The organism is Psychrobacter nivimaris, from assembly GCF_904846365.1.
GTDB classification, from domain to species: Bacteria; Pseudomonadota; Gammaproteobacteria; order Pseudomonadales; family Moraxellaceae; genus Psychrobacter; species Psychrobacter nivimaris_B.
Genome location: NZ_CAJHAL010000013.1, coordinates 49,613 through 63,982, shown reverse-complemented (window position 1 = coordinate 63,982; position 14,370 = coordinate 49,613). Strand labels below are relative to the sequence as shown.

Sequence of the window (14,370 nt, the reverse complement as noted above, 5' to 3'; positions counted from 1 at the left end):
AATTGTCTAAACCTTAGCCCATATTGACAATCGGTGCCTGAGCAATCGCTTCTCTGTCTTCGAATACCAACTGACTGAGTGGACGAAAGCCAAACGTCGTACTAACGAGGTTATTAGGAAAGACTTCGCGATCATTATTATAAAACATTACGCTGTCATTATAATGCTGACGGGCAAATCCGATGCGATTTTCCGTATTGGTTAGTTCGTCCATGAGTTCCTTGATCATACTATCGGCTTTGAGCTCTGGGTAGGCTTCGACGACAGCGGAAAATTGACCCAACGCTTTAGACAGCATACCTTCTGCTTTTGCAAACAGTGCCATATGCTCTAGCGAGTCTGGCTGATGCTTATTAGAGTCTTGTAGATCTTGAGCATGATTACGCGCGCTAATGACGCGAGTGAGTGTTTCTTCTTCATGACTCAAATAACGCTTGGCAGTTTCGACCAAGTTTGGAATCAGATCATGACGACGCTTTAGTTGCACATCTATTTGAGCAAAGCCGTTCTTTGCTTGGTTACGTGCGCGTACCAATCTATTAAAAATAGATACCCCAAACACAACTACCAACACCAAAAATGCAATGAATAGCCAAACAAACATCTTCATAATCAAACTCCAAGGTGTCTAGAATGTTAATAAAAAGTTAATACATTGTATTTTAACTCATATTAATCAATAAAACCTTAGAACTAGATCGGAACTATAAAGGAAATCGAACAGGAAATTAAATTGAAAACTACATAAGCAATTAGCTAACCATCAGACAAAAATTTGACCCAAAAAAAGCCCTTTACAATGAAGGGCTTAATACATTACAAATATGTCTTTGATACTTTATAAATATAATTATCAAATTTTAGGCAAAAAAAAGCGACTCCATCAGCACATCCTCGGCACACACTATAACTATTACCGTTGCTACCTTCCGGTCCTGGCGGGATTCATAGAACAATGTTGCGAGGCTACCAATGGAGCCACCAGTCGCAAATTATACAAGAAATTTTTAATTTTACAACCCCTATCTTAAAACTGTTTGCTTTAGGCCCTAAATAGCACTGTCATTTAGTTCATTAGCTCAGGTCCGCAATGTATGAGCACAAATTATATCAGTAACTTAGGTCACAAAATTCTCACAGCAACTTATATGAATTTTGCTATTTTAGTGAATGAAGTTGCACCCATGTCGATTTCTAGAGAACAATAGGGACAACTTTTCATGTATGAATGAGCGTTGATAATTGTCATTTATATATTATTAGAATCAACTTAGGAGATAATAATGAAAAATACTTTATTGAATAAAGCAGCACTAGCTTCTGGTACGGTTTGTCTCATGACAGCGATGATGGGTAGCGCCCATGCAGAGCCAACAGGCTATGATCAACTGACATTTCAGACAGAAATAAAAGAAGAGATTCAGAACGATGAAGTACGAGCCAGCTTGTACAAGAAATCACAAGCAACTGACTCTAAGACTTTAGCTACAATGCTTAACACCTCAATCAACAATGCCATGAAAATTGCCAAGCGCTACCCTAGCGTGACCGTGAGCACAGGGCAACAGCGCACCTATCCACGCTATGACAAAAACGATAAAATCATCGGCTGGACAGGTCAAGCAAACATAGACTTAAAAAGTACAGACTTTTCAGCAACCAGCCAACTAATTGCTGATTTGCAAGAAACCTTAGTGATGGACAATCTTAACTTTGGTGTATCAGATACTAAAAAGGATGCGCTAGAGCAAAAATTAATGACCGAAGCCTCTCGCGCTTTTCAGCAGCAAGCTAAGAGCCTTACCCGCGCTTGGGATGCTCGTGGCTACCGCGTCGTCAATGTTAACCTAAACACAGGTAGCAACTATCCACGTCCGATGTATAGCGCTATGAGCATGAAATCAGGAATGGCAGACGAGTCAGTACCAAGTCAAAGCTTTGAGTCTGGCAACAGTACTATTTCGGTGACTGCTAACGGTACCATCGAGTTAACTAAATAATACAGCTTATAGTTAAAATAAAATAAGTGATTTACATTAAAAAAGGCAAGCATCGTTGACGGTGCTTGCCTTTTTATTTTGATAGCGATATCTATCCATCATATTCAATCATTATTGTGACTGAGCAACTTCCTGTTGACGCAGCTTTAGCATCAATTTTTGATACCAAGCTAGCTTTTGATAAGCCAACAGCTGCGCAGCCTTTCTTTTGTTATCTTGCAATGTGGTTGTATTTTGAATCACGTATACAGTACGTGTAATTTGCTCAAGTGTTTGGCCAGTTTCGCTTTGTACAACCGCTTTGATTGTATGAGCACCTGGTAAAACATCAACAGTAGCAATAGATGCGCTCAAACCTTGTGCAACTTCTTTATTATCAAAATAAATACGGGCACTATCCCCTACCTGTAACACAGGCTGAATCTGTACATTGACATCGATATTCTGTACGGGACGACGATAGGCTCTCTCTTCGCTAGGTTCAGTAATGGCTAACTGATAGTTTACTGGCGTGGTCACCTTAGTATTTATCGCAGGCGACTCAGTAGCAGTCACTGTCTGCGACGCATTTGATGATTGGCGACTTGTATTAGGATTGGTTGTCGTATGACTAGTTGATCTGCTCGTCTCATTACCCGTCGTAATAGCCATTTGACTGACTTGTTTGCCAACTTGCTGCTCATAATCCTGTGGACGGTCGGTAAAGGTGACTTGACCGGTTTGCTCATCGACCACTTTGTAAATAGGTGCAGCATTCGTGAGAGATGTACAAAGACTAGCGAGAGCAACCGTAGTCCATAACCCAACTCTAATCCTACTCTTCAAGAAACTCGGTTTTGCTAATAAAGTCATAATCCATCAACCTAGATAGTGTCTACTATTAATATAATTTTATAAAACTATTATGCGTGAGTTTTGACATGAAATCAGTAGCGATTTCAAAGAAAATTCAGCAATTGGACTGATACACTTTATTAATACGCATAAAAAAACCAGCCAAGTTAACCTTAGCTGGTTTTGTGACTCAAAATAAATGAGTGTTTTAGCGACTAATTAGCAGCTGTAGTACATGTCAAATTCGACAGGGTGTACAGTTACGTTCAAACGTTGTACTTCTTCTTCTTTCAAAGCAATAAACGCTTCTAGCATGTCTTCAGTGAAGACATCACCTTTTAATAAGAAGTCATGATCGTCACGCAATGCTTGTAGTGCAACGTCTAAGCTCTCTGCAACCGTTGGGATTTGTGCTTCTTCTTCTGGTGGCAAGTCATACAAGTTTTTATCAGCAGCTTCGCCTGGATGCATTTTGTTTTGGATACCGTCAAGGCCAGCCATCAATAGTGCAGCAAACGCTAAGTATGGGTTAGCCGTTGGATCAGGGAAACGTGCTTCTACACGTACCGCTTTCGGGCTGCTTACGTGTGGAATACGAATAGATGCTGAACGGTTAGATGCTGAATAAGCAAGTTTAATAGGCGCTTCATAATGAGGAACTAGGCGCTTATAGCTGTTCGTTGATGGGTTAGTAATCGCATTCAACGCACGAGCATGCTTGATAATACCGCCAATGAAATACAATGCTGTTTCAGACAGACCAGCATACTCATCACCAGAGAATGTGTTTACACCGTCTTTTGAGATTGACATATGTACGTGCATACCTGAACCGTTATCACCAACGATTGGCTTAGGCATAAAGGTAGCTGTTTTGCCAAACTGATGCGCAACGTTATGAACAACATATTTCAATTGCTGAACTTCATCCGCTTTACGTACCATCGTGTTGAATGCAACACCGATTTCAGACTGGCAAGAAGCCACTTCATGGTGATGAACTTCAACCGAACCTTCACCAACGATTTCTTCTATGCGTTCACACATAACAGCACGCATGTCATGTGAGCTATCGATCGGTGGTACTGGGAAATAGCCGCCTTTCACACGTGGGCGATGCGCCATGTTGCCCCACTCGTAAGTCTCGTTAGTCGACCATGCTGCTTCTTCAGCCGTGATCTTATGACTAACGCCAGACATATCGACTGACCATTTAACATCGTCAAATACAAAGAATTCAGGCTCTGGACCGAAATAAGCAGTATCACCGATACCAGTAGACTTTAAATACTCTTCAGCGCGATGTGCGATAGAACGTGGGTCACGGTCATAACCTTGTAGCGTTGATGGCTCGATGATATCGCAAGTCACTACCACAGTCACCGCGTCAAAGAACGGGTCAACAAAAGCAGTTTCTGGATCAGGACGCAAGATCATATCTGACGCTTCGATACCTTTCCAACCAGCGATTGATGAGCCATCAAACATTTTGCCGTCTTCCATGACATCTTCATCAACGGTATGCGCTGGGAAGCTGATGTGCTGCTCTTTGCCGCGTGTATCAGTAAAGCGAAAATCAACCCATTTAGCATTAGAGGATTGGATAAGATCTAATAGTTTATTCGACATGAATAGTCTCCGTTGTGTTGATCACGTAATTGCGATTTAAAATTATTAATATGATGTTCTTGTCCAAGAATGTCAGATGTGCTCTCAATACTAAAACAGCGCATTCGATATTATGCTTATTATCAGCACTATTTTGCGTATTAGTCAAGATGCTCATCTAAAGCGTTTACTTAATCAGACCAATATTTGTGCACATGGTCTAACATACGCCAATTCAATCCTAACGACATTCTAGCAATATACAACTCATAATGCTGAACTCTTCGGGCTCTTGTTAATAATTATTTTTAGACCAATTTCTTGGCTTTAAAAATAATCATAACAGCAATAATGCAAAGGCTATGCCAATGTATTAACACTCTGATAACAGATATAGTTATAAATAGATTTAATTATCAATATTTACAGTGATTTATACGATTAATATCGTTATATATTCATTAATTCCCATCAAATTAATTTTTAGAATAGCACTTAATTAGAGCACCAGTTGAGAACCAAAGGCACTTAATTGGTGCAAATACAAATATATTTATTATTGAAATGCTATTTTATAGTGCAATGTTAATAGCTGAATTTATAACATTGTCTCTGACTACATTATTTTATGCGTCAAAAAAATAATAAAAAATATGTTTTTACTTGGTGCTTACTTAGATAGCCCGTACCCTACATTTGATAGAAAACAAAATAGTGGTAAGATAACCGCGCGCAATAACCTCCTCTGTTATAGTCAGAGCTGCTTGTGTTCGGCAATCAAGTGACTCGATAACAGTGAGAACAAATTTTATGTTAAAAATATAATAAAACTGATAAGTTGAAGCCTTAATGATTTTGATGATCGATAATTACGATAGCTTTACGTACAATATCGTACAGTACTTCGGTGAGCTAAAGCAGGACATCACTGTCTGGCGTAATGATCAGGTCAGCATTGAGCAGATTAAAACCCTTGCACCTGATGTGATTGTGATTGGCCCAGGTCCGTGCGATCCTGACCGTGCGGGTATTTCTTTGCAAGCCATTGAGACATTTAAAGGGGTTATTCCTATACTGGGTATTTGTTTGGGTCATCAAGCGATCGGTCAAGCCTTTGGCGGTCAAGTGGTTAAAGCTGGCGAAGTCATGCATGGCCGCTTATCAGCTATCTATCACAACGAGCAAGGCGTGTTTGCTGGATTACCTAATCCGTCACAGGTTACGCGTTATCATTCGCTCGTCATTGACAAGACAAGCCTACCAGACTGCCTTGAACTCACCGCATGGACACAGAATGCTGATGGTAGTATTGAGGAAATCATGGGTATTCGCCATAAGGAGCTGCCTGTAGAAGGTGTCCAGTTCCATCCTGAGTCGATATTGAGCGAAGCAGGTTACCAATTACTCAATAACTTTTTACAGACTCATGGCTTGGCTACTCTGACATCCGATGAGCTACCACAAGTTGGTTAAACTTGACTAAAATCACGTCGGTAAAAATACTGCTTTCTTAAGCCCATGCCAAATTTCACACAGATTCATATAAAAAATAATAGTAAGTGAGACCATAATGAGTACGACAAAAACAGAAGAAACGCACACACCAGAGAGTATTGCAAAATTGTCTGATGAGCAAACACATCAACTGTTAACCACAGCTTTGGGTAGAATATTCCAACATATCGATTTAACTTTTGATGAGATGTATCAAGTGATGCTCATCATCATGCAAGGTAGATGCAGCGACGCTATGATGGGCGCTATCTTGACGGGATTACGTATGAAGGGCGAATCCATTGATGAGATTACTGCGTCTGCCAGTGCCATGCGTGCACTAGCTGCCAATATTGAACCAAAGAACTGTGATTATTTGGTAGATATCGTTGGTACTGGCGGTGATGGTGCTAACTTGTTCAATGTCTCGACTGCATCAGCGTTGGTTGTTGCGGCAGCTGGTGCACAAGTTGCCAAGCACGGCAATCGCGGCGTCTCGACCAAATCTGGTAGCTCAGACTTACTTGAGCAAGCAGGTATCAGTCTTGCGCTCACGCCAGAGCAAGCAAAAGACTGTATCGAAAATCAGGGTATCGGGTTTTTATTCGCACCCAATCATCACAGCGCCATGCGTTACGCCAACCCTGTACGCCGTGAATTAAAAGCGCGTACCATCTTTAATATTTTGGGCCCATTGACCAACCCTGCTGGCACACCAAACTTAGTCATCGGTGTGTTTACCGCGCAGTTATGTGAGCCAATTGCCAAGGTGATGAAAAACTTAGGCGCACGTCATGTCATGGTAGTAGGCGCAAAAGATGGTCTTGATGAAATCAGTCTTGCGACTTCGACCACAGTCGCTGAGCTAAAAGATGGTGAGATATCAGTCTATGACATAATGCCAGAAGATGCGGGTATCGAGTCACAAACCCTTATTGGCCTCGATGTCGACTCTCCAGCACAAAGTCTTGAGTTGATTCGTGCTGCGCTATCTGGAGCCGACACCCATGACCGTGCTGTACTTAAAGCACGTGACATGATTGCGCTAAATGCAGGTGCCGCGATATACACCGCAGGGCTTGCCAGCAACTACCCTAACGGTGTTAGCCGAGCACAAAAAATCATTCAAAATGGCGATGCTTTACTCAAACTTGAGTCTTTGGCCAACTATACCCAGCAGCTAGTCGCTCAAGGTTAACTTATAAGCACTCATCTACTGTCTATAGTCAAAGAAATCTAAAACGGATACAAGGCAGCCAACCATAGATTGTACAAATCGTACATCTAGGAAGGGAAACGCCGTAGCCGCTTAGTAGTTATTAATAGTTTTCTGACTATATTTACATTTAACGATATTCGGATACCAGTATGACCACAACCCATTCAGACATACCGTCAGTGCTACAGCGCATTGTCGCCACCAAAGTAGAAGAAGTAAAAGCCGCTCGCGAAGCATTGTCTCTAGAGGACTTGAAAGCACAGGTCGCAGCTGATGATAAACCGCGTCGAGGTTTTGCCGCGGCATTACGTGCTGCTGGCACTAAAGAAAATGGTATCGGTATCATTGCTGAGATTAAAAAAGCCTCGCCGTCTAAAGGCATTATCAATCATAACTTTACCCCTGCTCTATTTGCGCAGCAGTATGAGCAAGCGGGCGCTAGTTGTCTGTCTGTATTGACCGATCGTGATTACTTTCAGGGCGATGACATCTATCTTGTTCAGGCGGCTAATACCTCAAGCTTACCGATATTACGTAAAGACTTTATGATTGATGTCTATCAAATCTATCAATCTTACCTAATGGGCGCTGACTGCATCCTACTCATTATGGCTTGCCTAGATGATGCCCAAGTACGAGAGCTACATGCGCTCAGTATTGAGCTTGGTATGGACGTATTGATAGAAGTGCATACCAAATCTGAGCTTGAGCGTGCGCTACAGTTGCCACGTTCAGTACACAATATCTACGGTATCAATAACCGTGATTTAAATACCTTCTATGTTGACCTGCAAACCACGCTTGATCTTAAGAATATTTTAAACGACGCACTCGCTGCTGATGCTAATAGCGCTGAACAAAAACCACTTATCGTAACCGAGAGTGGTATTCATAGCAGTGATGATATTCGTTTGATGTTAAGTCATGATATTCAGCACTTTCTAATCGGTGAACAATTTATGAAAACCGACCATCCAGGGCAAGCGTTACAATCCTTACTTGCGGGTGTCGCAGCAGACGGGTAAAGTAACTCAATAATTTATGCTTAAATATATGCTAATAGCTTGAACAATGTCTGCGCTATATACATAGTTCAATCAACCATTCATCAATCAACGATACGTTAACTTTTATGTCAAACTCTCTGTTTTCAAAAGAAATGCAAGACCAGCTCAAAGAACTCAAAGGCCAGCTGAGCAAGGGGCGTGATACCAATTCACCTGAAGGTGAGAATCAAAAGCCAACTGAACCGGTATCGCTACCGACTCAAAAGCAAGTAAAAAAGACGGTTAAGCAGCTAAATAGTGAACATATCGATGACGATAAAGTTCTGTTTATGCAAGCCATGCACGGTGTCAATCAGCTAGAAGACAAAAATGTCCGCTCACCTGCCAGCGCAACTAAGGCAGGCAAACCTGATGCAGCGACACTATCAAAACGTGCTGCAGCTCAAGGTAGTGAAGCCAGTGATCTAGGCGCAGGCTTGTCAGATATGCAAGCACTACTGAACCCTGTCGCTGCTGAAGCTTATTTGTCTTATAAGCAGCCAACACTGCAAAATAAAATCTTTGATCAGCTCAAAAAAGGCAAGCTGCGTTGGTATGATGCGGTAGATATCCATGGCTGTACGATAGAAGAAGCACGTGAAGCGATGACTCAACTGTTGAGCCAAGCCAAGCAGAAAAACGAGACTATGGTAAAAATCGTCCATGGTAAAGGTAGCGAAGCGATTCTAAAAACTTGTATTAACGGCTGGTTACGTCAATTGCCAGAAGTATTAGCTTTTTGCTCTGCGCCACCAAAAGATGGTGGTAACGGTGCTGTACTAGTACTACTTAAAAAACCTAAAGCAGATGGCGAATAGGTCTATTGTTAGTGATACGGTACTATATAAAAAGGACTGCTTATTCGCAGTCCTTTTTTTATCAATCACTTATGGACTAGACATGGACTGCAACAATGTTTCCTTTAATGAATACTCTCTTTAATGTACATTCCATTTAATGTGAGCTTCTCACTTTTTATTAATATATAGACTTGAGCACCTTCTACTTAGCAAAGCGAAATCACTATGAATATACAGACTATTGAAAACATTAACGAACTAGAACAGCAGATTGCTGCGCTGATTGCCATTGAACCAAGGTTTGCTCCTGTCCATAAGCAGGTCGGTACACCTAACCTTAGGCATAATGCAGGTGGGTTTGAGCAGTTGATGAGAGCGATGGTCGGTCAGCAGTTATCAGTTGCCGCCGCTGCCAGCATTTGGAAACGGTTGGTTGATGCAGAATTAATCACTCCGCAAGCTATACGCGAGGCGACAGATGATACTTTGAAGACACAAGGATTGTCTAAGCAAAAAACTCGTTATGTGCGTTCATTAGTAGATCATGATATAGACTTTGCAGCCTTAGAAACTTTGCCAAATGAAGATGTCATAACAACCTTGACAGCTGTGACAGGGATTGGACGTTGGACAGCTGAGATGTATTTACTATTTTCGCTAAAACGTGCAGACATACTCGCTGTCGATGATTTGGCCATTAAAGTTGCAGCCATGGAGTTGTTAGGCTTAGCAGAGCGCCCAACACCCAAGCAGCTTAAAGATCTAACTCAGCACTGGTCACCTTATCGCAGTGCTGCCAGCCTATTGCTTTGGTCGTACACTACGGCTCATTACGTGATAAAACCGCAGTACCTTTATAACTAATAGAGCAAAAAACATAGCTAGTGTTATTCACTACCATTCGTGAGCAAAAAGTCTCTTTTAAGGCTGGTTCCATATAGAAAAGCCAGATTTGTTTTTAGTGTGCTTAAACTTACTTTTTCTTAGCATATGACTTTTATGCTTTAGTGCCTTAAGCGCACCACTTCTGCTGACGGTCGCCATAGAGAATTTGTGGTGACTTGCAACATCATTTTTAGCCTTGTCACTATCTTTACGAATATCAACGCCATCGTCGTTGTAATCTTTCCTGTATACGCTTGTGTTTACTTCCTTGTTATCAGACACTTCATTATTAGCAGAGTTACTACTGTTGTCTGATTCATCTCCTTCTGCTGAGTCATCAGTGCTACTTCCCACATGATGTTCAAGCTCCGTTTGATTAACAATCAACTGCTGAGTCGGCAATGCATGTTCTACTTTATATTTCGCGACTTTCTTTAATATATCGACAAACAAAGCGTTTTGTTTGTCATAGAACTCAATGATACCAATAGCATTCACATAAGCTTGCAACTGAATAACATAGCAATCTTGGCGCAGCTCCAAAATATTGACCTGATTCCATTCTTGATTGGTCAAATCATGCTCTTTTATAAATTCATCCAAGTCATTAACCATTTTGAATATTACGTCAAGATCAGCGGTACGCTTAATATATAAGTAATGGAAAAAACGAAACATATCACGCGAGGTAAAGTTTTCAATTTGCATCGATGAAAAATCACCGTTTGGCACCGTGACAACGGTCCGTGTCAATGTGCGCACACGTGATGAGCGAATACCGATGTCAATAACAGTGCCTTCATAAGTGCCAAATTTGCAATAATCACCGATACGTACTGGTGAATCCGCGACGACTACGACACTACCAACGAGATTTTCAATGGTTTTTTGCGCACCAAGAGCTAACGCCAAACCACCCACACCCAGTGCCGCAATACCAGTGGTCAAATCAAAACCCAAATTGCCAAAAATAACAATCACTGCAAATATCAGTAATAGCGCTTTGACAACCTTGCGCAGCAGTCCCAAAATTGAGACACGCTCAGTATAGTTTTTCTTGTAGCTTAGATTTACCGCTCGAGTAAATATCGCATCGATCACTCGTAATAGTAGCCAAGTCAGCGCCAACCAAGAGGCTATATCCGTAAAGCGATTGACTGGCTCACGTAGTGTCACCGATACGCCTGCATAAACCATCACTTCTGATAGTATCAATGCCATAATGACCACAGAGAGTGGCAATATTACTTTGTTAGGTAACGGCAATGGCGTACCACGCAAATACGGATAAACAATCCTTAATAAGTGGTATAGCAACCATACCGCGACATAAGTAAGTACAAAGCTAGTCACAATCATGGTGAGCGCGGCAACCAAATCAGCTAGCTGATAGCCGAAAAGCTTTTTACCATCTAAAGAATCAACCGTGTAGCGCGATACTAAGGTCGGCTCAGTATTTTCTATCACTTCTGGTACTGAGGTCAACGTATCGCTAGAGAACTGCCAATATTGCTCATTCTGTTTTGAGACCACCCTTTCGAGTAGTAACGGAACACTTCGCTCTCCGATATTAATCACACCGACATTTTCTTGGCTAGGTGGCAGCTGGTCAGTTAGATTACCCTCAGGTGAGTTACTAATCTGTAGATCCGGCTGAAAACGCCCACCTGCATCTAGTGCCTGTTTAAACTGTCGCACAACGGTCGTTGGGTTATCGGACTTTGATAAGTTGAGATAATTACTTGCCAGCAAATAATCATTTTCACCCAGCGCACTGATAAACCCTTGTACCGTATGACGCGGCGTATCTCGGCCAAACGAATCAGGCAATGGCGTACTTACTGTCTCTCCACTACTGTCATTACCCACTCCAAGCGCACCAGCCTCGACAGCATAAGCATTATTTGGCAAGGCAATGCTCAACAGCATAGTCAATAATAACATTGCGGCTATAATTGGCATTTTAGTAATAGCAGAGAATAAATTAGGCAAAGGACTGGGAGTCAGATTATGCTTGATAGACAAAACAAACCTCTTAGTTTAAAAATGGCATTATAAATGACAGGTGATGTCCATACTATAGTAACAATTATTTATAACAGCAGTACTTTTGATTACGCAATTTTGTAGCTAACTGTATTGGTATTTGGTTTCTTACTCTATGTGCGCTTCTAATATAGTAGGTATTTTTAAGGATAGGCTTCTCTTATACAGTGGTATAAATTCTCATAGAATATCTAAGTAAAGTAATTTTTAATAGACTATTAGCAAGCTAACATGAGTAGTATTCAGCCTAACCTGAATAAACATTAGGTTAAAGTAGTTTATAAAGCAGGACAATTTGTAGATAATGAGCGCAGTTTTGCTTATATACTGTTTTTTGTAACTTTTGACCCCTTTTACGTCATAATAGTTACCTATCATTTTTGCATTTTTAACTTGATTACTTTGGAATCGACTATGTCTGTATCACGTGCATCTTCACGTACCTATCTTCGTTTAAGTATTTTGAGCGCGCTTGGCTTACTTGCAGTAAATACTGCAATGGCAGCCACTTCTGAAAACACTTCCATCAACGATAGTAACCTACCACAAGTTGAGCTTGATGAAATTGTCGTGACAGCCACTCGCACACCTACTAAGACAAGTAATGTAATCGCGCAAACACGAGTAATTAATAAGGAAGAGTTACAACGTTATCAAGGTCAAACCGTAACAGATGTATTAAAGAATCAACCGGGCATCAACATTACTCAAAGTGGTGGTATGGGAAGTGTTAGTAACTTTTACATGCGCGGTTACGATAGCAAGCAAATACTTGTACTTATTGATGGCATCCGCTATAGCTCTATTTCTTTAGGCACGCCAGCATTAAACTTACTTTCTGCTGATCAAATTGACCGTATCGAAATACTATATGGTGCATCAGGCTCTAGTATATATGGCTCTGACGCTATGGGCGGTGTCATTCAAATATTTACCAAAGGCTCTGACATCGAGCAAAACAACATTTCAGTCACGGCGGGAGCAGGGTCTCACAACCTCTATAACTTGGGAGTAAATGGTCAATATACCAATCAAGATACAACGCTTAGCTTAGGCATTAGTCATACTGATACTGATGGTTTCAATGCTGTCGAAACTGGAAGCAATTTCAATCCAGATGACGATGGATTTGATATGACTTCCGCAAGCCTTGCTGTGACAAAAAAAATCGCACCTAATGTAAAAGCAGGTCTAAGCGCTTTATACAACAAATCAACGTCTGAATTTGATGGATTTGCTGATTGGACAACTGGGGCTGTACATCCTAATGCTCATAGTGATCAGAAAAATGGTTCAGCAACAGCATTTATTGAACACACTAACGATCTTGCTACTACTAAGCTAAGCTATGGTCGTAGTATCGATGAAATCTCTACTTATGAAGATGGTAATGATTTAAATAACAGCACTGTTTTTGATACTGAACAAGACCATGCACGTTTAGAAAGCCAAATTAAAGCAGGTGATGGTCATGCGATTTTGGGACTTGAACACTTAAAGCAAAAGATAGACTCTACTACTGAATACGATGTCGATAGCCGCACTATAAAAAGTGCTTTTATCGGCTATCAATTAGCCGACACGTATTACGACTTGCAAGCTAATTACCGTGTTGATGATAATTCCCAATATGGCAATGAAAGCACCTACAATATAGGTGCTGCTATACGTCCGTTAAAAGGTGTACGTATTGGTACAAGCTATGCCACAGGGTTTCGCGCTCCTACGTTTAACGATCTATACTTCCCAGGCTATGAAAACCCAAATTTAAAACCTGAAACCACTAAGAACACCGAAATATTCGTGGAGTATGTCACTGATAATCAGCTATCACGACTTACTGGTTACCATACTGATGCAGAAAACTTAATAGCATCTGGGGAAAATATCGGTGAAGCAAAGATCAAAGGCTTAAGTTTAACGTCAGATTGGCAAATCAATTCTTTCTTATTTGGCTTTGGATATAATTATTTAGACGCAGAAGATAGAAACCCTATAAAACCTGCATTTGGTGAGTCTACCTACGGTAATTACCTCGTTTACCGCCCTAAAAATAGCGGTTCAATTTATGTAGGCTATCAACAGCCAAAGTTTGATGTGCGGTTAGAAGCTAAATATACTGACGAAAGATTTTCCGACGCGGCGAATACGACTAAGTTAGATGATTACACCTTACTAAACTTAAGTGGCTCTGTTTACATTACACCTAATCTTCGTGCTAACTTGCGCATTGACAATATCACTGACGAAGATTACACGTTATCTAATCAGTTCGGCACAGAATACAGCACCGACGGCACCAATTTCTTCACCTCTCTAACTTACAACTGGTACTAAGCTAACTTAGCACTATAAAACTCTAGCGCTTATTTAGATATAAAAGGTCATCTACAGGTGGCCTTTTTTTATACCTATGAAAAATATACAGGTACTTATGC

Annotated in this window: 11 protein-coding genes and 1 other RNA gene; 7 read left to right on the top strand and 5 right to left on the bottom strand. The window is 41.0% G+C overall.

The annotated features are described in order from the left end of the window. Positions 1 to 13 precede the first annotated feature (13 nt). Positions 14 to 610 carry a LemA family protein gene (locus JMX63_RS07175; protein WP_102091727.1) on the bottom strand — a complete coding sequence of 199 codons (597 nt, stop codon included), beginning with the start codon at positions 608 to 610 and terminating at the stop codon, positions 14 to 16. Positions 611 to 878: 268 nt separating this feature from the next. Then, positions 879 to 975, bottom strand: an RNA gene (ffs, locus tag JMX63_RS07170) — signal recognition particle sRNA small type. Positions 976 to 1,283: 308 nt separating this feature from the next. Between ffs and JMX63_RS07165 the strand changes: the two genes are divergently transcribed. Further along, on the top strand, positions 1,284 to 2,000 hold the full coding sequence (locus JMX63_RS07165; protein WP_201571770.1) for an SIMPL domain-containing protein: 717 nt from the start codon (positions 1,284 to 1,286) through the stop codon (positions 1,998 to 2,000). A 111-nt stretch (positions 2,001 to 2,111) separates the two neighbouring features. On the opposite strand, the gene JMX63_RS07160 is transcribed toward JMX63_RS07165, so the two are convergent. Both JMX63_RS07160 and glnA read right to left on the bottom strand, forming a co-directional pair. Further along, positions 2,112 to 2,852 (bottom strand): DUF4124 domain-containing protein, encoded by a 741-nt coding sequence (locus JMX63_RS07160; RefSeq protein WP_201571769.1) that lies wholly within the window; start codon positions 2,850 to 2,852, stop codon positions 2,112 to 2,114. Positions 2,853 to 3,053: 201 nt separating this feature from the next. Then, positions 3,054 to 4,463, bottom strand: a complete 1,410-nt coding sequence (gene glnA / locus JMX63_RS07155; protein ID WP_201571768.1) for a type I glutamate--ammonia ligase — start codon at positions 4,461 to 4,463, stop codon at positions 3,054 to 3,056. Positions 4,464 to 5,291: 828 nt separating this feature from the next. Between glnA and JMX63_RS07150 the strand changes: the two genes are divergently transcribed. The 5 genes from JMX63_RS07150 (at position 5,292) to JMX63_RS07130 (ending at position 9,865) form a co-directional block, all read left to right on the top strand. Continuing rightward, positions 5,292 to 5,915, top strand: coding sequence for an anthranilate synthase component II (locus JMX63_RS07150; RefSeq protein WP_160022734.1), 624 nt, complete (start codon positions 5,292 to 5,294; stop codon positions 5,913 to 5,915). Positions 5,916 to 6,012: 97 nt separating this feature from the next. Beyond that, positions 6,013 to 7,134, top strand: coding sequence for an anthranilate phosphoribosyltransferase (gene trpD / locus JMX63_RS07145; protein ID WP_201571766.1), 1,122 nt, complete (start codon positions 6,013 to 6,015; stop codon positions 7,132 to 7,134). 170 nt (positions 7,135 to 7,304) lie between these two features. After that, the gene (trpC, locus tag JMX63_RS07140) at positions 7,305 to 8,180 is read left to right on the top strand and encodes an indole-3-glycerol phosphate synthase TrpC (protein ID WP_201571764.1); all 876 of its coding nucleotides are present in this window, start codon (positions 7,305 to 7,307) and stop codon (positions 8,178 to 8,180) included. Between the two features lie 107 nt (positions 8,181 to 8,287). Then, complete coding sequence (locus JMX63_RS07135; RefSeq protein WP_165596960.1) at positions 8,288 to 9,019, top strand: Smr/MutS family protein; 732 nt, start codon at positions 8,288 to 8,290, stop codon at positions 9,017 to 9,019. A gap of 207 nt (positions 9,020 to 9,226) precedes the next feature. Next, positions 9,227 to 9,865, top strand: coding sequence for a DNA-3-methyladenine glycosylase family protein (locus JMX63_RS07130; RefSeq protein ID WP_227673275.1), 639 nt, complete (start codon positions 9,227 to 9,229; stop codon positions 9,863 to 9,865). Between the two features lie 57 nt (positions 9,866 to 9,922). Here JMX63_RS07130 and JMX63_RS07125 read toward each other — a convergent pair whose 3' ends face one another. Continuing rightward, positions 9,923 to 11,848, bottom strand: coding sequence for a mechanosensitive ion channel family protein (locus tag JMX63_RS07125; RefSeq protein WP_406947834.1), 1,926 nt, complete (start codon positions 11,846 to 11,848; stop codon positions 9,923 to 9,925). A gap of 498 nt (positions 11,849 to 12,346) precedes the next feature. On the opposite strand from JMX63_RS07125, the gene JMX63_RS07120 reads away from it, so the two are divergent. Beyond that, on the top strand, positions 12,347 to 14,269 hold the full coding sequence (locus JMX63_RS07120; RefSeq protein WP_201571760.1) for a TonB-dependent receptor plug domain-containing protein: 1,923 nt from the start codon (positions 12,347 to 12,349) through the stop codon (positions 14,267 to 14,269). Positions 14,270 to 14,370 lie beyond the last annotated feature (101 nt).